Source organism: Micromonospora sp. IBSANI012, assembly GCF_052814045.1.
The window spans coordinates 641,053-665,328 of record NZ_CP199933.1 but is presented as its reverse complement, the minus strand read 5'-3'; the positions used below and the strand labels follow the sequence as shown (position 1 = coordinate 665,328).

General features: G+C 74.5%; 28 protein-coding genes. 14 read left to right on the top strand and 14 right to left on the bottom strand.

The features are described 5' to 3' along the window. Positions 1 to 95: 95 nt before the first annotated feature. Complete coding sequence (locus ACTWM8_RS03245) at positions 96 to 1,127, bottom strand: glycosyltransferase family 4 protein (RefSeq protein WP_446212497.1); 1,032 nt, start codon at positions 1,125 to 1,127, stop codon at positions 96 to 98. Then, on the bottom strand, positions 1,124 to 1,297 hold the full coding sequence (locus tag ACTWM8_RS03240; RefSeq protein ID WP_446212496.1) for a hypothetical protein: 174 nt from the start codon (positions 1,295 to 1,297) through the stop codon (positions 1,124 to 1,126). Before ACTWM8_RS03240 ends, ACTWM8_RS03245 begins: the two co-directional genes overlap by 4 nt. Before the next feature lie 614 nt (positions 1,298 to 1,911). Between ACTWM8_RS03240 and ACTWM8_RS03235 the strand changes: the two genes are divergently transcribed. The 4 genes from ACTWM8_RS03235 to ACTWM8_RS03220 all read left to right on the top strand — a co-directional run bounded on the left by ACTWM8_RS03235 (position 1,912) and on the right by ACTWM8_RS03220 (position 4,676). Then, a complete protein-coding gene (locus ACTWM8_RS03235) occupies positions 1,912 to 2,337 on the top strand; it encodes a LapA family protein (protein WP_446212495.1) in 426 nt (141 codons plus the stop codon). 9 nt (positions 2,338 to 2,346) lie between these two features. Then, complete coding sequence (locus ACTWM8_RS03230; protein WP_446212494.1) at positions 2,347 to 2,895, top strand: DUF5994 family protein; 549 nt, start codon at positions 2,347 to 2,349, stop codon at positions 2,893 to 2,895. 197 nt (positions 2,896 to 3,092) lie between these two features. After that, a complete protein-coding gene (locus ACTWM8_RS03225; RefSeq protein ID WP_446212493.1) occupies positions 3,093 to 4,274 on the top strand; it encodes a low temperature requirement protein A in 1,182 nt (393 codons plus the stop codon). A gap of 129 nt (positions 4,275 to 4,403) precedes the next feature. Next, on the top strand, positions 4,404 to 4,676 hold the full coding sequence (locus tag ACTWM8_RS03220) for a hypothetical protein (protein ID WP_446212492.1): 273 nt from the start codon (positions 4,404 to 4,406) through the stop codon (positions 4,674 to 4,676). A 147-nt stretch (positions 4,677 to 4,823) separates the two neighbouring features. On the opposite strand, the gene ACTWM8_RS03215 is transcribed toward ACTWM8_RS03220, so the two are convergent. Together ACTWM8_RS03215 and ACTWM8_RS03210 are read right to left on the bottom strand one after the other, a co-directional pair. After that, a complete protein-coding gene (locus ACTWM8_RS03215; protein WP_088964186.1) occupies positions 4,824 to 5,042 on the bottom strand; it encodes a hypothetical protein in 219 nt (72 codons plus the stop codon). A 148-nt stretch (positions 5,043 to 5,190) separates the two neighbouring features. Beyond that, a complete protein-coding gene (locus ACTWM8_RS03210) occupies positions 5,191 to 5,859 on the bottom strand; it encodes a DUF1707 SHOCT-like domain-containing protein (protein WP_446212491.1) in 669 nt (222 codons plus the stop codon). A gap of 171 nt (positions 5,860 to 6,030) precedes the next feature. On the opposite strand from ACTWM8_RS03210, the gene ACTWM8_RS03205 reads away from it, so the two are divergent. The 3 genes from ACTWM8_RS03205 (at position 6,031) to ACTWM8_RS03195 (ending at position 8,628) form a co-directional block, all read left to right on the top strand. Further along, positions 6,031 to 6,459 carry an ATP-binding protein gene (locus ACTWM8_RS03205; RefSeq protein WP_446212490.1) on the top strand — a complete coding sequence of 143 codons (429 nt, stop codon included), beginning with the start codon at positions 6,031 to 6,033 and terminating at the stop codon, positions 6,457 to 6,459. 71 nt (positions 6,460 to 6,530) lie between these two features. Then, on the top strand, positions 6,531 to 7,727 hold the full coding sequence (locus ACTWM8_RS03200; RefSeq protein ID WP_446212489.1) for a PP2C family protein-serine/threonine phosphatase: 1,197 nt from the start codon (positions 6,531 to 6,533) through the stop codon (positions 7,725 to 7,727). A 145-nt stretch (positions 7,728 to 7,872) separates the two neighbouring features. Then, a complete protein-coding gene (locus tag ACTWM8_RS03195; protein WP_446212488.1) occupies positions 7,873 to 8,628 on the top strand; it encodes an ANTAR domain-containing protein in 756 nt (251 codons plus the stop codon). Here ACTWM8_RS03195 and ACTWM8_RS03190 read toward each other — a convergent pair. Together ACTWM8_RS03190 and ACTWM8_RS03185 are read right to left on the bottom strand one after the other, a co-directional pair. Beyond that, positions 8,582 to 8,860, bottom strand: a complete 279-nt coding sequence (locus tag ACTWM8_RS03190; RefSeq protein WP_446212487.1) for an STAS domain-containing protein — start codon at positions 8,858 to 8,860, stop codon at positions 8,582 to 8,584. The two genes, ACTWM8_RS03195 and ACTWM8_RS03190, sit on opposite strands and share 47 nt — an antisense overlap. Before the next feature lie 212 nt (positions 8,861 to 9,072). Continuing rightward, a complete protein-coding gene (locus ACTWM8_RS03185; protein WP_446212486.1) occupies positions 9,073 to 9,942 on the bottom strand; it encodes a DUF3152 domain-containing protein in 870 nt (289 codons plus the stop codon). Positions 9,943 to 10,095: 153 nt separating this feature from the next. On the opposite strand from ACTWM8_RS03185, the gene ACTWM8_RS03180 reads away from it, so the two are divergent. The 4 genes from ACTWM8_RS03180 (at position 10,096) to ACTWM8_RS03165 (ending at position 13,721) form a co-directional block, all read left to right on the top strand. After that, positions 10,096 to 11,337 carry a DUF2786 domain-containing protein gene (locus ACTWM8_RS03180; RefSeq protein ID WP_446212485.1) on the top strand — a complete coding sequence of 414 codons (1,242 nt, stop codon included), beginning with the start codon at positions 10,096 to 10,098 and terminating at the stop codon, positions 11,335 to 11,337. Between the two features lie 118 nt (positions 11,338 to 11,455). After that, positions 11,456 to 11,815: a YciI family protein gene (locus ACTWM8_RS03175; RefSeq protein ID WP_357998718.1), complete on the top strand. Its 360-nt coding sequence runs from the start codon at positions 11,456 to 11,458 to the stop codon at positions 11,813 to 11,815. Then, positions 11,812 to 13,056, top strand: a complete 1,245-nt coding sequence (locus ACTWM8_RS03170) for an RNA polymerase sigma factor (protein ID WP_446212484.1) — start codon at positions 11,812 to 11,814, stop codon at positions 13,054 to 13,056. The genes ACTWM8_RS03175 and ACTWM8_RS03170 overlap by 4 nt, the downstream gene beginning before the upstream one ends. A gap of 29 nt (positions 13,057 to 13,085) precedes the next feature. After that, on the top strand, positions 13,086 to 13,721 hold the full coding sequence (locus ACTWM8_RS03165; RefSeq protein WP_446212483.1) for a dihydrofolate reductase family protein: 636 nt from the start codon (positions 13,086 to 13,088) through the stop codon (positions 13,719 to 13,721). A 75-nt stretch (positions 13,722 to 13,796) separates the two neighbouring features. Here ACTWM8_RS03165 and ACTWM8_RS03160 read toward each other — a convergent pair whose 3' ends face one another. From ACTWM8_RS03160 to ACTWM8_RS03140, 5 genes are all read right to left on the bottom strand, one after another. After that, positions 13,797 to 14,300, bottom strand: coding sequence for a hypothetical protein (locus tag ACTWM8_RS03160; RefSeq protein ID WP_446212482.1), 504 nt, complete (start codon positions 14,298 to 14,300; stop codon positions 13,797 to 13,799). Positions 14,301 to 14,582: 282 nt separating this feature from the next. Further along, positions 14,583 to 14,756: a CsbD family protein gene (locus tag ACTWM8_RS03155; RefSeq protein WP_334572632.1), complete on the bottom strand. Its 174-nt coding sequence runs from the start codon at positions 14,754 to 14,756 to the stop codon at positions 14,583 to 14,585. Positions 14,757 to 14,944: 188 nt separating this feature from the next. Continuing rightward, on the bottom strand, positions 14,945 to 17,203 hold the full coding sequence (locus ACTWM8_RS03150) for a heavy metal translocating P-type ATPase (protein ID WP_446212481.1): 2,259 nt from the start codon (positions 17,201 to 17,203) through the stop codon (positions 14,945 to 14,947). 14 nt (positions 17,204 to 17,217) lie between these two features. Next, positions 17,218 to 18,216 carry a hypothetical protein gene (locus tag ACTWM8_RS03145; RefSeq protein ID WP_446212480.1) on the bottom strand — a complete coding sequence of 333 codons (999 nt, stop codon included), beginning with the start codon at positions 18,214 to 18,216 and terminating at the stop codon, positions 17,218 to 17,220. Positions 18,217 to 18,247: 31 nt separating this feature from the next. Next, positions 18,248 to 18,457, bottom strand: coding sequence for a heavy-metal-associated domain-containing protein (locus ACTWM8_RS03140; RefSeq protein WP_377604890.1), 210 nt, complete (start codon positions 18,455 to 18,457; stop codon positions 18,248 to 18,250). 94 nt (positions 18,458 to 18,551) lie between these two features. Between ACTWM8_RS03140 and ACTWM8_RS03135 the strand changes: the two genes are divergently transcribed. Beyond that, positions 18,552 to 18,851: a metal-sensitive transcriptional regulator gene (locus ACTWM8_RS03135; RefSeq protein WP_154939970.1), complete on the top strand. Its 300-nt coding sequence runs from the start codon at positions 18,552 to 18,554 to the stop codon at positions 18,849 to 18,851. Between the two features lie 152 nt (positions 18,852 to 19,003). Continuing rightward, on the top strand, positions 19,004 to 19,225 hold the full coding sequence (locus ACTWM8_RS03130) for an SHOCT domain-containing protein (protein WP_446212479.1): 222 nt from the start codon (positions 19,004 to 19,006) through the stop codon (positions 19,223 to 19,225). 69 nt (positions 19,226 to 19,294) lie between these two features. Here ACTWM8_RS03130 and ACTWM8_RS03125 read toward each other — a convergent pair whose 3' ends face one another. The 3 genes from ACTWM8_RS03125 to ACTWM8_RS03115 form a co-directional block, all read right to left on the bottom strand. Then, complete coding sequence (locus ACTWM8_RS03125) at positions 19,295 to 19,924, bottom strand: DUF305 domain-containing protein (RefSeq protein WP_446212478.1); 630 nt, start codon at positions 19,922 to 19,924, stop codon at positions 19,295 to 19,297. A 69-nt stretch (positions 19,925 to 19,993) separates the two neighbouring features. Continuing rightward, entirely contained in the window at positions 19,994 to 20,494 is a 501-nt protein-coding gene (locus ACTWM8_RS03120; protein ID WP_446212477.1) for a hypothetical protein, read from the bottom strand. A gap of 30 nt (positions 20,495 to 20,524) precedes the next feature. Beyond that, positions 20,525 to 22,558 (bottom strand): heavy metal translocating P-type ATPase, encoded by a 2,034-nt coding sequence (locus tag ACTWM8_RS03115; RefSeq protein WP_446212476.1) that lies wholly within the window; start codon positions 22,556 to 22,558, stop codon positions 20,525 to 20,527. 318 nt (positions 22,559 to 22,876) lie between these two features. Here ACTWM8_RS03115 and ACTWM8_RS03110 point away from each other — a divergent pair, with 318 nt between their 5' ends. Further along, positions 22,877 to 24,214 carry a YibE/F family protein gene (locus tag ACTWM8_RS03110; protein WP_446212475.1) on the top strand — a complete coding sequence of 446 codons (1,338 nt, stop codon included), beginning with the start codon at positions 22,877 to 22,879 and terminating at the stop codon, positions 24,212 to 24,214. Positions 24,215 to 24,276: the final 62 nt, after the last annotated feature.

Below are 24,276 nucleotides of genomic sequence, written 5' to 3'. Positions count from 1 at the left end.
CGATTGTCGGCCGCCGCCGGAGCACGGGGGCGAACCTCACGCGGTGACGGCGCACGCCGGCCAGCGTGTGTGGCCGGCGGAACGGAGGGGCTAAGTCAGCTGCGGGCGGGGGATCCTGGCCGGGCGTGGTTGGTCAGGTGGTCGTAGACGGACAGGTAGTCGGTGACCATCCGGTCCGCGCTGAAGCGCTGCCGGGCCCGCGCCCGGCAGCCGGCCCGGTCGAGGCCGGCAGCCCGGGTGACGGCGTCGGCCGCCTGCTCGACGGTGTGTACGAGGAACCCCGTCACCCCTTCGTCGACGACTTCCGGCATGGACCCCCGCGCGTACGCGACGACCGGTGTGCCGCAGACCATCGACTCCACCACCGACAGTCCGAACGGCTCGTCGAAGGCGATCGGGTGCAGCAGGGAGGTGCTGGCGCCCAGCACCTCGGCGCGCCGCCGGGGGCCCACCGATCCGAGGAAGACGACCTGATCGCCGTCGATGTGCGGGGCCACCTGCTCGGCGAAGTACCGCTCGTCCTGCACGATGCCGCAGATGGTCAGGGGCCGACCGGCGAGGCGGGCGATCTCGATGGCGGTGTGGGTGCCCTTGTCGGGATGGATCCGGCCGAAGGCGGCCAGTCCGGGGCCGGCGTCGCGGGTGAACGGCAGCGCGGCGAGGTCGACGCCGTGGTGCACCGTGGCGACGTAGTCGAGTTCGGCGCTCCGGTCGGCGTCGGAGATCGACACGTAGGACGAGCGGGCCCTGGCGTACGCCGGGAGGATCCCGGCGCCCGAGAAGCCGTGCACGGTGGTGAGCAGCGGAGCGCGGCACTGTTCGGCGAAGGCCAGCGGCAACCAGTCGAGGTGGTTGTGCACCAGGTCGAACTGCCCCGAGCGGGCCAACGCGTGCGAGACGTGCATCGCCTCCCACACCCGGCCGTCCAGGTCCGGGTCGTCGGCGTACCCCCGGGGGCACACCCCGTCGAGCCGCGCGGAGGTGACCGAGTCCAGCGTCGCGAAGAGTGTCACGTCCACGCCGCGGGTGGCCAGCCCTTCGGCGAGCAGACCGGTCACCTGCTCCCAGGGGCCGTAGTGGTGCGGGGGTGTCCGCCAGGCGACCGGTCCGAGCAGCGCCACCCTCACGGGGACGGCGCGTCGGCGAGGTCGGCCGGATCGAGACGCAGGGTGGCGAGCAGCCCGACGTGCTTGGCCGGGTCCACCCGTTCCGGCAGCTCGCGCTCGACCCAGTCGGCCCTGAAGTGCTGGCCTCGTTCGCGAAGGACGGTGGCGATCCGGTGCCTGGCGATCCTCATCGGGTGCTCCCTTGTGAAGCCGTCCGGGGCGGTCACGCTCCCGGACGGCGGTGTGTTCGCGCCGGTCGGCTCCGCCACCGGCCATCGGGGCGCGGGGCGGACCTGAAACCTTGCGTGACCGGCGGATCGTGCGGTCGGGATGTGGTCGGCGATCAGCCAGCACGACGAGCTCGCTGCCCCGATGGGATGACGATCGTGAAAGGCCCCTCGCGGGCTGGCGGCGAGGGCACCTGGCGGCCACCGGGGACCCCGGGCGACATACCCACCGTACGCCTCACGGACTGGATCGGCACAATCACCGGAGGCAGCGCTGCCCGGAAATCGCCTGCCGATGGTGCCGGCGGTTCAGGCGTACGCTGGAGGTGTCGCTCGGGAACCCCGGTGACTGACGGTCCGCCGCCGGCGGACGCACCCCACCGATCGGGGTCACCGCGGCACCGCACCTCCATCGACCAGGTCGCGGACCCTCCCGTCGTGTCCCTGGCCGGCTCCTCCCCCGCACCGGTACGCCGGGCCGCGACACTCCGTCGCAGACCCTCCCTCGCCCGACGCCCGCGCTGGCCCACGCCGGCAGCCAGGCACGCCGGGCACCCATCGGAAGGCGGCGGTTCGTGATGACCGCACCCCGAAACAGCCACGTCCGAATTCCCGTCGTCAACGGACACGACGGCCCCGCCACTACTCGCCTGACGCCCCTGCGCCCCGCCGTGAAGCGCTCCCGGATCGGGGATCTGTGGATCGTCGCGGTGGTGTTCGCGATCGTGCTCCTGCTGCTCCTGATCTTCGTACTGCAGAACGGACAGCGGGCCGAGGTGACGTTCCTCGGCGCACACATCGCCCTGCCGCTCGGTGTGGCAATGCTGCTGGCCGCGGTCGTCGGGGTCCTGCTCGTCGCCCTCCCCGGCACCGCCCGTATCGCACAGCTGAGGATGCGCGCCCGCCGTTCCGCGACGCGATCGGCGGGGCGGCCCGCGCCCGGTCCGACCGCCCCGTCGACGACCGGCGTCGCCCGGGCCCCGCGGCCCCACCGGGAAGGCTGAGCCATGTCCGTGACCAGCGAACCTGCCGCCCCGATCGCCGCTTCGACGCCTCGCGCACCTCGACTCGTCCTCGCCCCCGCCCGGGCACGGGCGGTACTGGACGGCGGCTGGTGGCCGCGATCCTGGGACCCGGCCGCCGAACTCCCCGGCCTCGTCCTCGCCCTGGCCGAACGTCATGGCCGGATCCGGCACATCATGCTGAACATCCACGCCTGGGACAGCCGTCCCCGCCGGTTGACCGTCGGACCGGACGTGGTCCGGCTCGGCTGGTTCGACACCCTCGACCCCGCCCTGCTGGTCGCCACCACCGGCCGGGACATCCAGGTCGACCTGCTCGTGGTGCCACCCGCCACCTCACCGGCGGCAGCCGAGCGGGCGATGGCGACCGCCGCCGACCCGAACGACCTGAGGCGCGCGCCCGACATCCTGGCCGCCGTCCGGGTACCACCGGCGGCCACGACCCGCCCCGATGCATACGCGGTGTGGGACAACGAGGGTGGTGGCGACGGAGTCACCAGGTACGGCCGGGATTCCCGGATCGACGCGATGCGCGACTGAGAAGTGCCGGCCGGGAGGGAGACGGGATTCGATCGCCACCGTCGCCCCCTGGGCGGATCACACCTTTTGCCCGTAGTACGCCCATTGCTCGACTAATGTTCGGTACGGCGCTCCTCGAAGCATCCGACTCGGCCGGTTCCCTGTCGCCAGCCGCTCCTCGAGGCCTTCACGACCCGGAGTCAGTAGACGGGCGACCGATGACGACCGACCGAGCAGTAGGTCTCACCCGCGAGGGCGAGGGGCCGCAGCGGGCGACCCTGCTGGAGCTGTTTCTCGATCTGGTCTTCGTCGCCGCGCTCGCCCTGACCTCACGAACCTTGGCCGAGAGTCTCGACCGGGTCGGGATCTTGCAGACCGTGGTGCTGCTGATGGCGATCTGGTGGGTCTGGTCCATCACCGCGTTGGCAACCGACCTCTATTACGCGCAGCGGCCGCCCATCTTCGTCATGACGCTCTGGGTCATGCTCGGGACCATCCTGATGGCTGGCTCGCTGCCCGGAGCCTTCTCCGACCACGCCCTGGTCTTCGCGGGCGCGTACGTGGCGATCCACGTGGGACGTGGCATCTTTCTCGCCTCCGCACTGCACGGCCGCAAGGCGCAACTGCACGCCGGCCGGTTCATCTTCTGGTTCGTCGTGTCCGCCGTACCGTGGCTCGCCGGCGCTCTCGTGACGGGCCCGGCGCGGGGCCTGCTGTGGGCCGCCGCGCTCGCCGTCGACTACGGGGCGGCCTGGCTCCGTTACCCCACTCCACGACTCGGTCGGGTACCGACGGCGCAGTACCGGGTGGCAGCCGACCACCTGGCGGAGCGTTATCAACAGTTCTTCACGCTCGCCCTCGGTGATCTCATCCTCGTCACCACCCTCACCTACGCCGACCACCACGTGACGGCCAGCCACACGGCGGCCCTGCTGGTGGCGTTCGCCGCCACCGTGCTGCTGTGGCAGATCTACGTCCACCGCGCCGGGGCCCTGTTGCAAGCCGCCATCGAGGCCTCCCGGGATCCGGGCGGATTCGTGCGGTCCGCGCCCAACACCCACCTGCTCATGGTGGCCGGCGTGGTCGCCACCGCCGCCGGTTTCGAGATCGTCATCGCCCATCCCACCGAGCAGACCACGCCCTGGCTGGCCGGCGTCGTTCTCGGCGGACCCGCGTTGTTCCTGGCCGGACGCGCCCGATTCGAGTACGAGGTGTTCAGCCGCGTGTCACCGTCCCGGCTGGTCGCACTGCTCGTACTGGCCGTCGCGAGCCCCGCCCTGATGCTCGCGCCCGCACTGGTGGCCGGCCTCACCGCCACCCTCGTCCTGGCCGGGGTCGCCGTCTCGGACGGTATCCGCGCCTACGGAAATCCACCCGAGCCGCCGGCGCCCGCCCTGTGACCGACCGGGGGACAGGCGGTGGTCGCAGCCCCCGTTCGACCGCCACGGTCAGTACGGATCCCGCGGCCCCGACCACCACGCATCACGGTCTACCCGAGGATCGTCGCACCGCTGAAGGCGCCCGCGGACGTGATCGCCACCGCACCGGCCGGCCAGGTGCACTGCGGCCCACCGCAGCCCAGGTGGGAACGGGACTTCCTCGCCGGCCGCGTCCCCGACATCGCCCGGGCCCGCGCGGTGCAGGCCGCGGGCGAGGCCCGCCGGGCGTACGCGGAGGGCCTGGGCTTCTCGGGCACGATCGTGGTGTCACAGCTGGGCATCGTGGTGAGCGAGACGCTCCAGGCGTCCGGCCTCGACATGGCGGAGGCGAACCGGCAGGCCGGCATCGCGCCGGGCATCTGAACGCACCGGCCCCAGGCCACCATGGCCGCCAGACGTACCGTGATCGACGTGGGCGGTGGGTGGCCCGACGTGGACGGCGGAACCCCGGCGGCGCGGACCACCGCGCCGGCGGGGGTCGGCGTCAGTTGCGCGCGAACGCGCCCGCGCTCAGCGGGGCAGCTCGCGCCAGGCGGGATTTCCTCCGCGCCACGCCCCGGCGAGGATGCTCGCCGAGGTACGACTCGGACACTCCTGCACCTTCGAGCGGCCGTAGGCGCCGCCGATCTGTGCCTGTACCTCCCAGCGCAGCCCGTCGCTGCGGATGTACACGTCGCGACGGCCGCGTGCCGTCGCGTCCCCGTTCCACCAATGCTCCTCGACGATCACCTCGCGACGGTATCTCAACCGGCGTCTGATCGGCACTGCCCGGTGGCCCACTACCGCAGCTCGATCGGCTGGCCGGGCGGCCGGACCTCGGCGAAAGGAACCGCTTTCGGTCCCACCGTCGCAGTCGGGCGACCGGACCGACCGGTCGTCAGTCGTCGGAGTCGGGTGACCAGTTCTCCAGCTTCCTGCGCTTCTTCTCCTGCTTGCGCATCCGCAGCTCCCGCTCGGAGGGCTTGCGCTTGATCGCCACCCCGCCCCAGAGGGCGAGCCCGCCGACGGTGACCGTCGGGGCACCCGGCGCGCCCGGCCCGGTGGCCCGGTGGTCGAAGCCACCCATCACCCCGACCCCGGTCACATGCACGGTGGCCTGCTCGGGCACCCAGATCTCCAGGCCCCCCATCAGGGCGTAGGCATTGATCCGCACCGCCCCCACGGTGAAGATCGCGTCGCGCAGGTCGACCAGCCCGCCGCCCCAGAACGCCAGGCAGGTGAACTCGGGGCCGACGCTCCACGGGCCGGACCGTTCGAACTTGCCGGCCAGGGCGTAGCCGCTGCGCGACACCGGCGCCCCGGCGACGTACGCCGGCGGCGGGGGCGGGAACAGCGACGACCCCACGGCGGGGAGGTCATGGGTCAGGGGTTCGAGTTCGGCGTAGGTGCGGGCGGCGTAGACGCGGCCCAGCCGCTCGTCCAGCTCGCCCAGGTCGAGCCGGCCCTCGGCGGCCGCCTCCCGCAGCACGGCCGCGACCCGCTCCCGGTCGGCGTCGGAGGTACGGATCTGTCCCGGGTGCACCGGTTCCGGAATGAGCTCACTCACATAGAGGAGCGTAGAACAACCACGCACCCGGCCGGGCCCGCGCCACCCGCCCGACTCCGGTCCGCGGCGGGTCGCCGCAGGCCGGAACCGCGGCCTGCGGCGGGGCACTGTCCGAGTCACGACACCGGAGGAAACGGCTTAGGAGACGGCTACGGAGGGTAAACCGGGATCATGGCACAGCTGCGCACCTCACCCCCGTCGCCGCAGGCTACCGAGCTGCGGCGATGGCAGCTGTGCAGCCCCGCCGACCTGCGCGGCCTGCGGGCGTCCCTGCACCAGGCGCTGACCGGCGAGGAACTGGTCGCCGGGAAGGAGCTGGACGAGGTGCCCGAGCTGATGGTCCTGGTCGCCACGGAGCTGGCCACCAACGCCCTGCGGCACGGCATCCCGCCCACCATCGTGCGCCTGCTGGTCGCCGCGGACCGGTTCATCCTGGAGGTCGCCGACCACGACCTGAGCACCATCCCGGAGCTGGTCGACACCCGTCCGATGGGGGCCGGCGGGCGGGGCCTGCAGATCGCCGAGGCCGTCTCGCTGGACGTCGGCTGGTACGCCACCGACCGCACCAAGAACATCTGGGCCGCCTTCCCCCGGAGCTGACCGGCCGGCGTTCCGAGCGGCGACCGGCGGGGTACCCGTACCGGCATGCGGGCGGCAGGACGGCGGCGACGGTGAGCGAACGGGCAGCGCTGCACGGACTGCTGCGTCACTCCCACCACGCGCGCCCGGAGGACCTGCCGGCGCTGGCCGGACGGATGGCCACCGAACTCGGCGCCACCTCGATGCGGATCCACCTGGTCGACCACGAGCAGCGGGAGCTGCTGCCGATGGACGACGGGGGCGCCGACCGGGGCTCGCTGGCCGTCGACGGCACGCTGGCCGGGCGGGCGTACGCGATGATGCGCCCGTACGCCGCCGACAGCGGGCCCGGGCCGCCGCGGCTGTGGGTGCCGCTGCTGGACGGGCTGGAACGGCTGGGCGTGGTGGAGGTGCTCTCCGCCGAGCCGATCCCCGCCGACCGGGTCTCCGAGTTCGAGGCGGCCTGCGCGCTCCTGGCGGAGCTGGTGATCACCCGGGCCAGCTACAGCGACACCGTGGAGTTGGTGCGCCGGCGCGCGCCGATGCGAATGGCCGCCGAGATGCTCCGCGCCCAACTGCCGCCGCTGACCTTCTCCACGGGCAGCATGACCATCAGCGGCATCCTGGAGCCCAGCTACGACGTGGGCGGGGACGCCTTCGACTACGCGGTCAACGGCGACATCGCCCACCTGGCGCTCTTCGACGCGGTGGGGCACGGCTCGTACGGCGGGATGCGGGCGGTGATGCTGGCCAGCCTGGCGCTGGCCGCGTACCGCAACGCCCGGCGGTCCGGTCACGACCTGATCGCCACCTACCACCACATCGACACGGTGGTCCGCGACCACGACCGGCGGGGCCTGATCACCGGCGTGCTGGCCGAACTCGACCAACGCAATGGTCGGCTGCGGGTGATCTCCGCCGGGCATCCGAGCGGCCTGGTGCTGCGCCGGGGACGGGTGGCGACCGTGCTGCCCACCCCGACCGCGCTGCCGGTCACCCTCGGCGAGCACCGGGCCCCGGTGGTGATCGAGGAGGCCCTGGAGCCCGGCGACGACGTGCTCTTCCACACCGACGGGATCACCGAGGCGCGCTCCGCCGACGGGGAAGCCTTCGGCGTCGACCGGATGGTCGACTGCGCCGTCCGGGCGCTCGCCGACGACCTGCCGCTGCCGGAGACCGCCCGCCGCATGGTGCACGCGATCCTCGCCTACCAGGACGACCAGCTCGGCGACGACGCGACCGTGCTGCTGGTGCGCTGGCACGGCCCCGCCGGGCAGCCGTTGACCTGATCACCGACCGGATTGACGCGCGACGCGCCGGGGTATCGGCGGATTCGTCAAAAACCGCGTCGGGCTCGGTGGCGTGCCGGAACCCCGCATGCGGTGGGGAGGAGGCACCGTGCCGGCCAACGATCAACCACATTCCCGACCTGCTGTGCCCCCTTCCGCCGGCCGGGACGGGGCGACCAGCGGTCACGCCCTCGCCGCCCGGCTCGCCATGCTCGCCCGGGAGTTCCAGGGCGAGCGGACGGTGGAGGACACCCTGCGGGCCATCGTGCACGCGGCCGTGGACACCGTGCCCGGCGCCTGGCACGCCGGGATCACCGAGATCGAGGGGCGGCGCCGGGTGAGCACCCCCGCCGGCACCGGTGAGGTGGTGCTGCGGGTCGACCGGGCGCAGTACGAGACCGGCGAGGGCCCCTGCCTCACCTCGGCGTACACCGAGCGGACCGTCCGGCTGCCCGACGTGGACACCGAGGAGCGCTGGCCCAGGTTCATCGCCCGGGCGCGGGAGCTGGGCGTCGGCAGCATGCTGTCGTTCCAGCTCTACGTCGCCCGGGACAATCTGGGCGCGCTCAACCTCTACGCCCGCGAGCCGCACGCCTTCACCGACGAGTCGGAACGGGTCGGGCTGCTCTTCGCCTCGCACGCCGCCGTGGCGATCGCCGACGCGCGGCGACTCGACCAGCTCAGCCGGGCGCTGGACGTACGGGACCTGATCGGCCAGGCCAAGGGCATCCTGATGGAACGGCACCGGCTCACCGGCGCCCAGGCCTTCGAGCTGCTGGTGATGGCGAGCCAACGGATCAACGTCAAGCTGATCGACGTGGCCCGCGAACTGGTGGAGACCGGCGAGCTGAGCGTCACCGGCCAGCGGGAGCGAGCCCGAGCAGGGCGAGCACCCCGGTGATCTCCAGGACCCGACGGACCACGGGCCGCGCGTTCGCCACCACCAGCGGGCAGTCCCGGGCGGCGGCCCAGGCGTACGCGTCGAGCAGGACGTGGACGCCGGAGGAGTCCAGGAAGGGCACCTCGGCGAGGTCCACCTCGACGGGGGTGCCGGTGAGGTCGGCCAGCACGGCGTCCAGCGCCGCGCGCAGCTCGCCGGAGGTGGCGAAATCCACCTCGCCGGCGACACTCACCCGCAGGAGGTGGCCGATGTTGGTGAGAGTGATCCGGAGATCGGCCGCCGATATTGATGAGAGTTGTCCAGGCTCGGTGTGCATTGCACTGCTCCCTACGCCCACCGGGCTCGTTCCCTCGTAGCAGAAGGCAGAGACCAGCGCCGCCAGCCTAGCCGCAGCCGGCGGGGAAGCACAGGGTCCGTCCCGTGGGCGGGACGCCGACGCCGGGGTCAGTCCCCGGCCGGCACCGGGTCGTCGTACTCGCCGGGACGGCCGGTGTGCAGGGTGCCGTCGACGTACGGCCAGGCGTTCGGCGCGCAGCCGTGCAGGCCCAGCGTCTGCTGCTGCATCACCGGGGCCGGCGCGCCCCGGGCCGGGCACAGCTCGTGTCCCATGCCGAGCCGGTGGCCGACCTCGTGGTTGAGCACGTACGCCCGGTAGGTCGCCAGGTCGCGGCCGAACCCGGGCACCCCGCGCGCCCAGCGGGCCACGTTGACCACCACCCGGTCCCCATTCCGGCAGGAGGTGTAGCGGTCGGCGGCGTCCCCGCACAGGTCGGCGCGGGTCGCCGGGGTGGTCAGCAGCACGGTGAAGTCGGCCGGGACGTCCGGACCGACCCGTTGCAGCCGCCACCGCCCCCCGCCCGTCCAACCCCGGCGGTCGGCGAGCACCACGGCCACCTCCCGGCCGAGGAGTTCCACGTCCACCTCGTCGATGCCGCCCTCGACCGCCACCCGGTACCGCAGCAGCTCGCCCGCGCGTCCGGCCACCGCACCCTGGGCGGTCGCCGTCCGCCAGGTGCCCGTACCCCGCTCGGGGTAGCCCAGGACGCGGGCGGTGGGCGTCGCCGCCGGCCGGCCCGGGGGCGGGGCGTCGGCCGGCGCGGCGGCCACCGCCGCGCGGGCCGGCGCGGGCGCCCGGCGGACGTCACCGATCAGCTCGCCGAGGTCCAGCTCGCCGCGCCGGGCCGCCCAGGCGCCGCCGCCCAGGCCGGCGACCACCACCAGCGCCAGCACCACCGCAGTCGCCCGGGCCCCGGCCCCGCGACGACCACGGTGCCGGCCCCGGTCGACCGACCCGCCCACCGTGAGGCTGCCCACCCTCAACCCTCCGTCCGCTCGGGCAGTAGTACGCGGACGGGGCCCGTGCGGATGAGTGATCCGGCCGTCGAATCCGCACCCGGTACCGTTGCCGGGCAGACACTCCCGACGATCCGGACACCACCCGGGCGTCTTGCCCAGGAAGGACCACCCGTGCCGGACGCCCACGCCCTCATCGCCGACGCGGTCGCGGCGGTGCGCGGCACCGACGTACGCGACGCGGAGCGGAAGCTGGACCGGCTCGTGGTCGGCACCGGCGCCCCGGACGGCACGGCGGTGGTGGACGCCGCCCTCCTCGACCGCCTGGCGGGCGCCCTCGCCCGGCTCTGGTCGCGCGGCTGGCAGCCGGTCGACGTGGCTCGGATGGTGACCCGTCGCCTCGGCGCGCGACCCGGCCGGCTGGTACGCGACGCGCTCGCCGCCCAGCGGCGGGGGCAGGCCGGCGACGTCCCGCCCTGGTGGGACGAGCAGCTCGACGATCTGGCGGCCCTGGTGTGGTGGGACGACGACGCCGGCTGGCTGGCCCGGTGGGCCGCCCGCGAGGGCGAGGACCGGATCACCGCGCTACGCGACGCGGTCGAGGTGCTGGCGCTGCTGGACGGCCTGCCGCCGATCGCGATGCTGCGCCCGCCGCCGGGCGGGGGCGGGCCGACCGTGGCCCGGCGCGCCGCCTCGGGGCGCAGCGGTTCCCCGATGCTCGACCGGGTGCGGGCGCTGCTGGCCAAGGCCGAGTCGACCACCTTCCCGGCCGAGGCGGAGGCGCTGACCGGCAAGGCGCAGGAGTTGATCGCCCGGCACAGTCTGGACCGGGCGCTGGTCGAGGCCACCGCCGAACGCCCCGACCTGCCCGGCGGGATGCGCCTGGGCACCGACGCCCCGTACGCCGGGGCGAAGGCGCTGCTGGTGCAGGAGGTGGCGGCGGCGAACCGGTGCGAGTCGGTCTGGAACGACGACCTGGGCTTCGCCACCGTGCTCGGCTTCGCGGGCGACCTGGAAGGGGTCGAGCTGCTCTACACGTCGCTGCTGGTGCAGGCCACCGCCGCGATGCTGCGCGGGCGCACCGAACGCAAGCGGGGCAGCAGCCGGCGGACCAAGGCGTACGACGAGTCGTTCCTGCACGCGTTCGCGCTGCGGATCGGGGAGCGGCTGCGGGCCGCGACGGAGGAGGCCGACCGGCAGGCGGCCGAGGCGACCGGCCCGGAACGGCTGCTCCCCGTGCTGGCCGCCCGCTCGGACGCGGTCCGCGAGCGGATGGAGACCCTCTTCCCCGGCGTCACCCGGGCCCGGCTGACCATCCGGGACGCCGACGGCTGGCACTCCGGCACCTCGGCCGCCGACCGGGCGTCACTGAGCGCCGGCACGCCACCCGCCCGGCCGCTGCCCGGCCGGAGTTGACCGCTCGGGCAGAATTCTTTTCCGGCGACGGTGTCGGATCCACCGGGCGGGCTCCGACCTGTCATCGAGGGCCACGGACGGCGTGGCCACACGACGTCAGGAGCACCACGTGAAGTACATGTTGCTGATCTGGAACCGGCCCGGCTTCGTCGAGGGCCTCTCCGAGCAGGAGCGCACCACGCTCTTCGGCGAGGTCGACGAGATCATGAAGGAGCTGACCGAGTCCGGCGAGCTGGTCGGTGGCCAGGCGCTGGCCGACCCGTCGCAGACCCGGACGGTCCGGCTCCGTGGCGAGCACCCCGAGGTGACCGACGGACCGTTCATGGAGAGCAAGGAGCAGTTCGCCGGCTACCTGATGGTCGACTGCGACAGCCCGGAGCGGGCCGCCGAGATCGCCGCGCGCTGGCCCGACGTCCGGATGGGCTTCGGCGTGCTGGAGGTGCGCCCGGTGATGGACGAGGCCGGGACCGAGATGTGACGCAGCGGGAGGTGGAGGACCTGCTGCGCGCCCTCGCGCCGCAGGTCCTCGGCATCCTGGTCCGCCGGCACGGCGCCTTCTCCGCCTGCGAGGACGCGGTACAGGAGGCGCTGCTGGCCGCCGCCACGCAGTGGCCGGAGCGGGGAGTGCCGGACAATCCCCGTGCCTGGCTGCTCACCGTCGCCGGCCGCCGGCTGACCGACGAGTGGCGCAGCGAGCGGGCCCGCCGCGACCGCGAGGTCGCCGTCGCGCTCCGGGAGCCGGCGTACGCGGCGGTCGCCCCGCCCGCTGACGAGCCGCCGTCCACCGGGGACGACAGCCTCACCCTGTTCTTCCTCTGCTGCCATCCCGCGCTGCCCCGGTCGGCGCAGCTGGCGCTGACCCTGCGCGCGGTGGGTGGGCTGAGCACGGCGCAGATCGCGCAGGCGTTCCTGGTGCCGGAGCCGACCATGAGCCAGCGCATCCGCCGGGCCAAGCAGCGCGTCGAGGCGGCCGGCGCGCGGTTCGCCATGCCGTCGCCGGCCGAGCGGGACGACCGCCTGCGGACCGTGCTGCACGTGCTGTACCTGATCTTCAACGAGGGCTACACCGCCTCCAGCGGGGCGGACCTGCACCGGGCCGAGCTGACCGGCGAGGCGATCCGGCTGACCCGCCAGCTGCACCGGGCGCTGCCCGACGACGGTGAGGTCGCCGGCCTGCTCGCACTGATGCTGCTCACCGACGCGCACCGGGCGGCGCGGACCGGGCCGGGCGGGGAACTGGTCCCGCTCGCCGAGCAGGACCGGAGCCGGTGGGACCGGGCCGCCATCGCCGAGGGGGTGGCCCTGGTGACCGAGGCGCTGACCTGGTCGCCGCCGGGCCCGTACCAGCTCCAGGCGGCGATCGCGGCGGTGCACGCCGAGGCGCCCGCCGCGGAGCGGACGGACTGGCCGCAGATCGTCGCGCTCTACCGGGTGCTGGCGGCCGTGTCGCCGAACCCGATGGTCACCCTCAACCGGGCCGCCGCGGTGGCCATGGTGGACGGACCGCGCGCCGGACTCGCCCTGCTCGCCCCACTCGACGCCGACGAGCGGATCGCCGGGCACCACCGGCTGGCGGCCGTCCGGGCCCACCTGCTGGAGCTGGCCGGGGAGCGGAAGGCGGCACGGGAGGCGTATCTGCTGGCGGCCCGGCGAACCACCAGCCTGCCGGAGCAGCGGTACCTGGAGGTGTGCGCGGCCCGGCTGGCGGGCGACCGATGAGTTCCGGCGACGACGGGAGTCCACCCCGCATGACCACAGTGAGCTGTCAGATCTCGATGTCGTTGGACGGTTACGTGGCGGGGCCGGACCAGAGCCGGCAGGACCCGCTGGGTCGGGGCGGGCTGCGCCTGCACGAGTGGTTCTTCGGGCTGGACGCCTGGCGGGAGCGGCACGGGCTGGCCGGCGGGGAGCGCGGCGTCGACGCCGAGGTGGTCGACGAGATGACCCGGGACGTCGGGGCGTACGTGATGGGACGCCGGATGTTCGGCGGCGGCGACGGGCCGTGGGACCTCGACTGGACCGGCTGGTGGGGCGAGGACCCGCCGTTCCGTACGCCGGTCTTCGTGCTCACCCACCATCCGCGCGAGACGCTGGTGATGCGCGGCGGGACGGAGTTCCGGTTCGTCACCGAGGGGCTCGCCGCCGCGCTGCGGCAGGCCCGGGCGGCGGCCGGCGACCGGGTGGTCTCCGTGGCGGGCGGCGCGAGCACGGTCAACCAGTGCCTGGCGGCGGGGCTGCTGGACACCCTCCAGCTGCATGTCGTGCCGATCGTGCTCGGGGCCGGCGAACGGCTCTTCGAGGGGGTCGGCGACCCGCGGCTGGAGCAGGTATCGGTGGTCGCCGGCCCGACGGTCACCCACGTCACCTACCGGGTACGGCGCTGAGCGCCGGCCCAGAGAAGCGACCGCGGTAGGGGTCGGAACTGAGGCGGCGCTGTCGTCCACCCTGGGCCGTGCCGGTCAGACGTGGCAGTCGCGGGTGAGCCGCTCGGGGATGCGGACGAAGCCGGTCGCCATCCAGGTCGCCGGGCTGTTCGCCGCGGCTCCCGTGTCGATCTGCTTCGCGGCATCGGTCACCAGGTCCCTGATCCGCGGGTCCTCGGCGTTGCCGGCCTGCTTGCGCAAGTCGTCGGCGAGCCCGGCGAGGGTGCCCTTGAGCTGGCCGTTGAGCTGCTCCGGGGTGAGTTCGCGGCGGGTGGCCGCCGCCGAGTCGTCGGCGATCCTCCGGCTGGCCTCGATGATCAGCTCATCGGCGCGCCGGCAGACGGCGGCGGTGTTGGCGGCGCTCGGGCCGGTCGGCGACGCGCTCGGGCTGGGCGTCGAGGCGGCGCTCGCGGTGGCGGTGGCGCTCGCGGCGGCCGGAGCGTCCTGCGGGTCGGCGGCGTCGTTTCCGGCCTGCTGGCAGCCGGTGGCGAGGGCGGCGCAGGCCACCAGGGCGAGCGCGGCGGCGGAGCTTCGGAACATTGGACTTCCCCGTTCGGGTGTCGGCCGTCCGGAGGGGACGGCGCGGGTCGACCCACGGCCGGATCTCATCGCCCGGCCGCCAGGTCGGAACGCGGCGGATGTCGTTCTGGCAACGACCAGGATCGCTGCGAGGTCACGTCGGCGTGCCGCGGTCGTCGTACCGGCCGCACTCACGCTCCGCTGCCGCGAATCGGCTCCCCGGCGGTGACAGCGATCGTCGTCGGGCACAGCGCGCCGCACGCCGGGCCGACAGTCGTCGGCCCGGCGTGCGGAATGCGTAGGTCAGCTCTTGAAAGCGTCCTTGATCTTCTCGCCGGCCTGCTTCAGGTTGGACTTCGCCTGGTCGTTGCGGCCCTCGGCCTCGAGGCGCTCGTCGTCGGTCGCCCGACCGACGCCCTCCTTGATCTTGCCCGCGGTGTTCTCGCCAGCGTTGTCGATCTTGTCGTCGATACCCATGCGAACCTCCAGTTTGCAGTTCCTCCGACGTCCCGGATGTACCCCGGGCCTTTTCGCCGGAAACACCGATCACCCATACGTGATCACCCACGGTGACCGGTGCCGTGGTCGGCGCAGCGGGCTGGGGACGGGGCGGAACGACGTCGCCGCCGGTCCCCACGGTGGGACCGGCGGCGACGCGCCCGGGCTCAGCCGACCGGGCGGAACCCGCGCAGCCGGAGGCTGTTGGCGACGACGAACACCGAGGAGAAGGCCATCGCGGCCCCGGCGATCATCGGGTTGAGCAGGCCGGCGGCGGCCAGCGGCAGCGCGGCCAGGTTGTAGGCGAACGCCCAGAAGAGGTTGCCCTTGATGATGGCCAGGGTCCGCCGGGAGAGCCGGATGGCGTCGACCGCTGCGGTGAGGTCGCCGCGCACCAGGGTCAGGTCGGCCGCCTCGATCGCCACGTCGGTGCCGGTGCCCATGGCCAGCCCCAGGTCGGCCTGGGCCAGCGCGGCGGCGTCGTTGACCCCGTCGCCGACCATCGCGACCGTCCGCCCCTCGCCCTGGAGTCGGCTGACCACGTCGACCTTGTCGGCCGGCAGCACCTCGGCGATCACCTCGTCGATGCCGACCTCGGCCGCCACCGCCCGAGCGACGGTGGCGTTGTCGCCGGTGAGCAGCACCGGCTTCAGTCCCAGGCCGCGCAGCCCGTCGATCGCCGCCCGGCTGGTCGGCTTGACCGCGTCGGCGACGGCGAGGACGCCACGGGCCCGACCGTCCCAGCCGGCCAGCACGGCCGTCCGGCCGGCCGCCTCCGCGTCGCCCGCCGCCCGCACGACCTCCTCGGGTACGTCCAGGCCCCGCTCGCGCAGCAGCCGGAGCCGACCGACGACCACCTCGTGGCCGTCCACCGTGCCGGTGACGCCGAGCCCTTCGGCGTTGGCGAAGGCGGTGACCGGCGGCAGCGCGCCCGCCTCGGCGGCGCCCGCCGCGACCGCCCGGGCGACCGGGTGCTCCGAGCCGGCCTCCAGCGCCCCGGCGAGCCGGAGCAGTTCCGCCCGGTCGACCCCCTCGGCGGGAAGCACGTCGACCAGGGCCATCCGGCCGGTGGTGACCGTGCCGGTCTTGTCCAGCACGACGGTGTCCACCTGGCGGGTGGACTCCAGCATCTCCGGCCCCTTGATCAGGATGCCGAGCTGGGCTCCCCGGCCGGTCCCGACCAGCAGCGCCGTGGGCGTGGCCAGGCCGAGCGCGCACGGGCAGGCGATGATCAGCACGGCGACCGCGGCGGTGAACGCGGCCGTCGGGCCCGCCCCGGTGCCGAGCCACCAGCCGAGCGTGCCGGCGGCCAGGGCGATCACGATCGGGACGAAGACGCCGGAGATCCGGTCGGCCAGCCGCTGCACGGCCGCCTTGCCGGTCTGCGCCTGCTCCACCAGCTTCGCCATCTGGGCGAGCTGGGTGTCCGCACCGACCCGGGTGGCGGTGACCACCAACCGGCCGCCGGCGTTCACCGTCGCGCCGACCACGGTGTCGCCCGGGCCGACCTCGACCGGCACCGACTCGCCGGTGAGCATGCTGGCGTCGACGGCCGACGTGCCCTCGTCCACCACCCCGTCGGTGGCGACCTTCTCGCCGGGGCGGACCACGAACCGGTCCCCCACCGCGAGCTGGTCGACCGGGATCCGGGTCTCGACGCCGCCGCGCAGCACCGCGACGTCCCGGGCGCCCAGCTCCAGCAGAGCGCGCAGGGCGGCGCCGGCGGTCCGCTTGGAGCGGGCCTCGAAGTACCGGCCGGCGAGGATGAACACGGTGACGCCGGCCGCCGCCTCCAGGTAGATGTTGCCGGCGCCGTCGGTGCGGGTGATGTCGAGCCGGAACGGGTGGGTCATCCCGGGCATCCCGGCGTCACCGAAAAAGAGCGCCCAGAGCGACCAGCCGAACGCGGCCAGGGTGCCGAGCGAGACCAGGGTGTCCATGGTGGCGGCGCCGTGCCGCAGGTTGATCCAGGCGGCCCGGTGGAACGGCAGCCCGCCGTAGACCACCACCGGGGCGGCCAGGGTCAGCGACAGCCACTGCCAGTAGGTGAACTGCCAGGCGGGCACCATGGCCAGCAGGATGACCGGCACGGTCAGCGCGACCGAGACCCACAGCCGGGTCCGCAGGCCGCGCAGCTCGTCGGCCGGCTCGGCGGCCCGTCCGGTCGTACCGGCCGGGGTGGGCGGGGGCGGCAGGACGGCGGTGTAGCCGGTCTTCTCCACCGTGGCGATGAGGTCCTCCGGCGTGACCTCGTCGGCGTACCGGACGGTGGCCTTCTCGGTGGCGTAGTTGACGGTGGCGGTCACGCCCTCCATCCGGTTGAGCTTCTTCTCGATCCGGGCCGCGCAGGACGCGCAGGTCATCCCGCCGATGGCCAGCTCGATCCGGTGGGGTGCGACCGGCAGGGAGTTCGCGGTCGGGGTCATCGCGGCACCTCCGATCAGTTGTGCCCGTGACCGGGGGCGCCGTGGCCGGCGTCGGCGGTCGGGGTGGGAGCGGTCGGGGTGGTCCGGGTGCCGGGGGTGCTGGCCGGGGCCGCCGAGGCGTCGCCGGCCAGCACGGTGAACTCGGCGGTGTGCACCGCCCCGCCGTGCCGGAAGTCCAGGTAGAGCCGGTAGCTGCCGGCCGAGGGCACCTCGGCGGCGAAGCTCACCGCCGGCCCGGCCGGGGTACGCCCGTCACCGGGCACGCCCTCCGGGTGCACGTGCAGGTACGCGAGGTCACCCTGCCGCAACGCCACCAGGTGCCCGTACGCGCCGAGGTAGGGCTCCAGGTCGGTGACCGGCTTCCCGTCCCGGCTGACGGTCAGCGTCAGCGGGCTGGTGCGGCCCGGCTGCGGGGTGCCGGTGAGGGTGACCGTGTAGCCGTCGACCGTGGTGCTGGCGGCCGGTGCCGGCAGCGGTCGGGGCTGGAGCTGGCCGGGGACGGTCACGTCGACCCCGAGGGTGAGCGGCTCCCCGCCCGACGGGGTGAAGTCGGCGAAGGCCCGCCAGACGCCCGGCCCGCCCAGCGGGGAGTCCACCCGCCAGGTGCCGTCGGCGCCCAGCTCGGGGTGGACGTGCCGGAAGCCGGACAGGTCGCGCCGCGCCACGATCAGGTGCATCCGCTTGTCGTGGGCGACCTCGTAGCCGGTCACCGGAGCGCCGTCCGAGCCGGTGATCCGGAAGGCGAACTGCCCGGTCGGGGCGTCCACCGGCTGCATGGTGTAGCCGCGGTCGGAGACGAGCAGCCCGCCGGGCAGGTGCGCGGCACCGGCGGGGTCGCCACCGTGCGAGTCGGAGCCGCCGTGCGGGTCGGAGCCGTGGTCGGCGCCGGCGGGCTCGTGGCGGGTGTCGGCGGCCGGGGTGACGGGGTCGGCCAGGTGGCCGACCCCGTAGGCCGTGCCGAACATCGCCGCGAGGCCGAGGGCGAAACCGCTCAGCTTCGTCGCCGTGTTCATCGGAATACCTCGGTTCTCTCGGGTGACCCCGTCACGCCTCGACGAGGTCGTACCCGGCCTCGTCGACGGCGGCGCGTACGGAGTCGGTGTCCAGCGGGCTCTCACTGGTGACGGTGACCCGGCCGGAGGCCAGGTCCACCTGGACGTCGCTGACGCCCTGGATCGCGCTCACCTCGGTGCTGACCGAGTTGACGCAGTGCCCGCAGGTCATGCCCTGCACCTGGTACGTGGTGGTGACCATGGCAACTCTCCTCCCGCATCCATGCTATACCCCCCAGGGGTAGCTCTCCCGAGGACCGTAGCATACCCCCAGGGGGTACGCTATCCTGGTCGACATGACCACACCGAGCACCCCGACCCGGGGCTACACCGCCAGCAAGGACCAGCTGCTCGCGCGGCTGCGCCGCGTCGAGGGCCAGGTCCGCGGCGTGGAGAAGATGGTCGACGACGACCGGTACTGCATCGACGTGCTGACCCAGATCTCGGCGATCCAGGCCGCCCTGGACAAGGTCGCCCTCGGCCTGCTCGACGGCCACGCCCGGCACTGCATGCACGAGGGGGCCGCCGAGGGCCGCGCCGACGAGATGGCCGCCGAGATGATGGCCGCCGTCGGCCGCCTGATGAAGCGCGGCTGAGCCCACCTTCCGCTTCGGGACGTTCGGCCCGGTCGACCCGGGCCCGCCGCCCCCGGACGTCCGCCGCCGGCGCGACTAGCGTCGGAGGTGACGACCGGGACCGGTGCCACCGGCACCGGACCGGCCGCCCGAGTCACGGACGGAGGGCGGCCATGATGGGGTACGGCCCGATGGCGGGCCTGATGTGGATCTGGCCGGTGCTGGCGCTGGCCGGCCTGGCGGCCCTGGGCTACCTGACCTACCGGCTGGCGCAGCCGCCGCCGTCGACGGCGGCCTCTGCGGCGCGGACGATCCTCGACGAGCGCTATGCGCGCGGTGAGATCGACGACGAGGAATATCAGCGGCGGCGGTCGGCACTGCGGACCGGAGCCTGACCGGCGCGGTCACCCCGCCGGCCGGGACGCCGGAGCCACGACGGCTCCGGGCGCCCCGGCCGGCGGCGGTCAGAGCCGGGCGAGGATCTTCTTCATCGCGTCGATCTCGCCCTGCTGGGCGTTGACGATCTGCTGCGCCATGGCCTTGGCGTCCGCGTTGGCGCCGCTGGCGAGCTCCTCCTCCGCCATGGTGATCGCGCCCTCGTGGTGGGCGATCATCATGGTCAGGAACTGCCGGTCGAACTCCCGGCCGGAGGCGGCCGCCAGCTTCGCCATGTCGGCGTCGGACATCATGCCCGGCATGCCGTGGTCGTGGTGGCCGCTGCCCGGGCTGCCGGACGGGACGGGCCGGCCCCAGGCGGTGAGCCAGCCGGTCATGGTGGCGATCTCCGGTGCCTGGGCGGCCTTGATCTGCGCGGCGAGGTGCTTGACCTCCGGGTCCTGGGCACGGCTGTCGGCCAGCTCCGACATCCGCACCGCCTGCTGGTGGTGCGGGATCATCATCTGGGCGAACATCACGTCGGCGTCGCCGAACGTGGCGGACGCGCTCGCCGAGGGGCCGGCGGTGGCGCCCTTGCCCGGCATGTCGTGGCCGGAGCCGGCCTGGTGGTCGTCGCCGCCGCAGGCGGCCAGGGCGAGAGCGGCGCTGAGAGCGACGCCGGCCAGGGCGGCACGGCGCGCGATGGTACGAGTGGACACGATCGAAACCTTTCGGTGTGCGGACGTACGCAGCGGACTCCGGACGCGGCGTGGCCGCGTCGGGGCGTCCTATCTGCGCAGCACCGACACCGAGGCGAGGCGAAGCCCGACCGGGTGGGGTGGCGGGGCGCGCGGCCCGCGCGACGGCCCCGACGGGTGGCGGGTCGCGACGGCAGGGCGGGCCCGGCGCAGCAGCAGCGTCGCCAGCAGCAGAGCCACCGTGAAGGCGCCGAGCACCGCCAGGCAGACACTCCAGCCACTCGGGGCACCGCCCGGCTGGTCGGCGGGAAGCGCCACCACGCCGCCCTGGTCGGCGAACGACGCCGGCCCGGCGACATGGGCGACCGGGACCGCTTCGGGCACGGCACCGTGAGCGACCGGGACCGCCTCGGGCAGGGCGGCCTGAGCGACCGGCGCCCGCTGCGACACGGCGGCGTGGCCGTCCGGGTGGGACGCGACGGAGTGCGTGCCGTGGCCGATGGTGTGCATGGCGGCCAGCCCGAGCAGGGTGCAGGCGAGCAGGAGCAGCCGGGCCCACCACCCGGCCGGCCGCGCCGTCGCCGTTCCCACCCGACCACGCTAGCCCGATCCGGGCGGGGATCAGAGGCGTACCCGGCGCAGCAGCTGGGCGTTGAGCGCCACCACGATCGTCGAGGCGGACATCAGCGCCGCGGCGAGCGCTGGGCTCAGCGCCACCCCCGCGAAGGCCAGCACGCCGGCCGCCAGCGGCAGCGCCACCACGTTGTAGCCGGCCGCCCAGGCGAGGTTCTGCCGCATCTTCCGGTACGCCGCCCGGCTCAGCCGGACCACCCCGGCGACCCCACGCGGGTCGGAGGAGGCCAGCACCACCCCGGCCGACTCGATCGCCACGTCGGTGCCCGCCCCGATCGCGATCCCCACGTCCGCCCGGGCCAGCGCCGGCGCGTCGTTGACCCCGTCACCGACCATCGCCACCCGCAGCCCCCGGCGTTGCAGCGCGGTCACCTTCCGGTCCTTGTCGGCGGGCAGCACCTCGGCGAAGACCTCGTCGACGCCGGGCCGGAAACCGAGGTCCGCGGCGACCGCCTCGGCCACCGTCCGGGCGTCCCCGGTGATCATCGCGATGCTGCGGACCCCCTCGGCACGCAGCTCCGCGATCGCCTCCCGGGCCTCGGGACGTACCTCGTCGGCGAGCGCGAGCAGGCCGAGGACGGTGTCCGGCAGGCGGACCAGGTGCAGCACCGCCGCGCCGCGCTCGGCCCAGCGCCGGGCCGCCGGCTCCAGCGCCTCGGGCAGCTCCAGTCGCTGCTCGCGCAGGAGCGCGGGGCCGCCGACCGCGTACGGCGTACCGTCGATGTCGGCCCGGACGCCGCGCCCCGGCAGCGAGCGGAAGCCGGCGGCCGGGGCCGGGCCGCCGTGCTCGGCGGCGGCCGCGACGATCGCCCGGGCCAGCGGGTGTTCGCTGTCCGCCTCGACCCCGGCGGCGAGCCGCAGCACCTCGTCCTCGCCGGTCCCCGGCGCGGCGGCCACCCCGACGACCGCGTGCTCCCCCCTGGTGAGGGTGCCGGTCTTGTCGAAAAGCACCACGTCCACGGTGCGCATCCGTTCGAGCGCGAGCCGGTCGCGGACCAGCACGCCGGAGCGGGCGGCCAACGCGGTGGAGAGCGCGATCACCAGCGGGATGGCCAGGCCGAGCGCGTGCGGGCAGGCGATCACCAGCACCGTGACGGTCCGCACCACTGCCTCGTCCCGCTCGCCCAGCGCGGTCCACACCGCGACGGTCAGCACGGCGGTAGCGGTGGCGACGTAGAAGAGCCAGGCGGCGAAGCGGTCCGCCAGCGCCTGCGCCCGCCCGCCGGACTGCTGCGCCTGCGCCACCAGGCGCTGGATGCCGGCGAGGGTGGTCTGGTCGCCGACCGCCTCCACCCGGACCCGGATCGCCGAGTCGGTGGCGACGGTGCCGGCCACCACCCGGTCCCCGACCGTCCGGGGGACCGGGCGGGACTCGCCGGTGACCATCGACTCGTCCAGCTCGGCGGCCCCGTCGACGATCCGCCCGTCGGCCGGCACCCGGCCACCCGGGCGGACCAGCACCACGTCGGCCACCCGCAGCCCGCTCACCGGCACCCGTTCGGTGCCGCCCTGCGGCCCGACCCGCTCGGCGTCGTCGGGGAGCAGCGCGGCCAGCGCCGCGAGCGCGCCCCGCGCCTGCCCGACGGACTTCATCTCCTGCCAGTGCCCGAGCAGCATGATGGTGACCAGGGCGGCCAGCTCCCACCAGAAGTCCAGCTCGAAGGCGCCGAGGCTGGTGGCGAGCGAGGCGGCGTACGCGACGGTGATCGCCATCCCGATCAGCAGCATCATCCCCGGGGCCCGGTCGCGCACCTCACGCACCGCGCCGACGAGGAACGGCGAGCCGCCCCACCAGAAGACCACCGAGCCGAGCACCGGCCCGACCAGGGACCGGCCGGGGAACTCCAGCGAGTAACCGAACCAGTCCATCACCATGTGGCTGGTGGCGACCACGGGCAGGGTCAACGCCAGGCAGAGCCAGAACCGGCGGCGGAACATCTCCGGGTCGTGGCCGGCGTGCCGGTCGTGCCCCCGGTGCCGGTCCGACCCCGGGGGCCCGGCCGGTCCGGCGTGCTGGTCCATGCCCTCACGATGCCCGGTGGGCGCGCTGCCGACGGCACGAACCGGGCGGACCCGCACCGAACCTGGCTACGATTCTCCGGCCATGACTCGCCATCCGCCGCAGCTGCCGCCGGCCCGCGTACCGCGCCGGGCTCGGCCGCCGTGGGCGACCGCCCGGGCGGGTCGCCACGCCGGGCGACCGCGCCGTCCGGTCGCCCTGGGTGACCCCGCCGGCACCCAGGGCCCACACCCGGGTACGCGACCCGCCACGCGCGTTCCGCCGGTGAACCGACCGGCCGGCTGACACGTACCCCGCCCTGGATCGTTGGGAGACTCGCAATGGGCGCCGACCACACCCGTCCCGCTCCGTCCGCCCCACCGGGGGTGCGGCGGATCCTCGTCGCGACGGTGGTCCCGCTGTTCGTCGTCACGGTGATCGCCGCCCTGGTGCTGTGGCCGCGCGACTCGCGGCAGGCCGACGGCGGCGCCGAGCCGGCGCGCCACCACGGCACGGTGACCCGGGTGGTGACCGAACCCTGCCCACCGACGCCGGAGGCGCCCGGCGCGGCCGAGGGCCCGTGCGGGACCGTGACGGTCCGGGTCCAGCAGGGGCCGGACAGCGGCCGGCAGGTGGAGACGCCGGTGCCCGCCGGCCCGGGCGCACCCGCCGTGGCGGTGGGCGACGAGGTGGTGCTGGTCCAGCTCACCGACCCGGCCGACCCCACCGCCACCAGCTATCAGATCGCCGAACACCAGCGGGGCAAGCCCCTGGTGTGGCTGGTGGCGCTCTTCGCGGCGGCGATCGTGGCGTTCGGCCGGCTGCGCGGGCTGGCCGCGCTGGCCGGGCTGGGCGCCAGCTTCGCCATCCTGCTGGCCTTCGTCGTGCCCGGCATCGCGGCGGGCGGCTCCCCGCTGCTGATCGCGATCACCGGCTCCGCGCTGATCATGTTCGTGGTGCTGTACCTGACCCACGGGATCACCGCGCAGACCTCGGTGGCGGTCCTCGGCACGCTCGGCAGCCTGGTGCTGACCGGAGTGCTCGGCAGCCTGGCCACCGCCGCCACCCACCTGACCGGGTTCGGCAGCGAGGAGGCCACCACGCTGTCGATGTACCAGCGCGACGTCGACCTGCACGGGCTGCTGCTGGCCGGCATCATCATCGGCTCGCTCGGCGTGCTCGACGACGTCACCGTCACCCAGGCCGCCACCGTCACCGAGCTGGCGCACGCCAACCCCGGACTGTCCCGGACGCAGCTCTACCGGGCCGCCACCCGGGTCGGCCGGGCGCACATCGCCTCCACGGTGAACACCATCGTGCTCGCGTACGCGGGCGCCTCGCTGCCGCTGCTGCTCCTGCTCACCGCCGACAGCCGGCCGGTGAGCCAGATCCTCACCAGCGAGTTCCTGGCCCAGGAGATCGTCCGCAGCGCGGTGGCGACGCTCGGCCTGGTCGCCGCCGTACCGCTGACCACCGCGCTGGCCGCGCTGGTCGCCACCGCCGGTCGTGGCCCGGCCGACGATCCGGCCCGGGACACCGGACCGGCACCCACGCCCCGCCCCTCCGCCGACCGGGACGCGGCGCTCCAGGCGCTGAGCGCGTCGCGTCCCGGCGGACCGTCCACCCCGGCCCCCGCACGGTGGCCCGACCCGGAAAGGAGCACGGACACCGCATGGTGAGACTCCGCTGCGTGACCGACGCCGACGCGGAACCTGACGAACGCGTCACTCGTCACGCATCG

Coding starts and splice junctions, on each gene's coding strand:
- ACTWM8_RS03145 (WP_446212480.1), bottom strand. CDS start 18,216: ATGAACACGGCGACGAAGCTGAGCGGTTTCGCCCTCGGCCTCGCGGCG.
- ACTWM8_RS03140 (WP_377604890.1), bottom strand. CDS start 18,457: ATGGTCACCACCACGTACCAGGTGCAGGGCATGACCTGCGGGCACTGC.
- ACTWM8_RS03175 (WP_357998718.1), top strand. CDS start 11,456: ATGTTGCTGATCTGGAACCGGCCCGGCTTCGTCGAGGGCCTCTCCGAG.
- ACTWM8_RS03225 (WP_446212493.1), top strand. CDS start 3,093: ATGACGACCGACCGAGCAGTAGGTCTCACCCGCGAGGGCGAGGGGCCG.
- ACTWM8_RS03235 (WP_446212495.1), top strand. CDS start 1,912: ATGACCGCACCCCGAAACAGCCACGTCCGAATTCCCGTCGTCAACGGA.
- ACTWM8_RS03165 (WP_446212483.1), top strand. CDS start 13,086: ATGACCACAGTGAGCTGTCAGATCTCGATGTCGTTGGACGGTTACGTG.
- ACTWM8_RS03240 (WP_446212496.1), bottom strand. CDS start 1,297: ATGAGGATCGCCAGGCACCGGATCGCCACCGTCCTTCGCGAACGAGGC.
- ACTWM8_RS03135 (WP_154939970.1), top strand. CDS start 18,552: ATGACCACACCGAGCACCCCGACCCGGGGCTACACCGCCAGCAAGGAC.
- ACTWM8_RS03130 (WP_446212479.1), top strand. CDS start 19,004: ATGATGGGGTACGGCCCGATGGCGGGCCTGATGTGGATCTGGCCGGTG.
- ACTWM8_RS03155 (WP_334572632.1), bottom strand. CDS start 14,756: ATGGGTATCGACGACAAGATCGACAACGCTGGCGAGAACACCGCGGGC.
- ACTWM8_RS03205 (WP_446212490.1), top strand. CDS start 6,031: ATGGCACAGCTGCGCACCTCACCCCCGTCGCCGCAGGCTACCGAGCTG.
- ACTWM8_RS03110 (WP_446212475.1), top strand. CDS start 22,877: ATGGGCGCCGACCACACCCGTCCCGCTCCGTCCGCCCCACCGGGGGTG.
- ACTWM8_RS03150 (WP_446212481.1), bottom strand. CDS start 17,203: ATGACCCCGACCGCGAACTCCCTGCCGGTCGCACCCCACCGGATCGAG.
- ACTWM8_RS03115 (WP_446212476.1), bottom strand. CDS start 22,558: ATGGACCAGCACGCCGGACCGGCCGGGCCCCCGGGGTCGGACCGGCAC.
- ACTWM8_RS03160 (WP_446212482.1), bottom strand. CDS start 14,300: ATGTTCCGAAGCTCCGCCGCCGCGCTCGCCCTGGTGGCCTGCGCCGCC.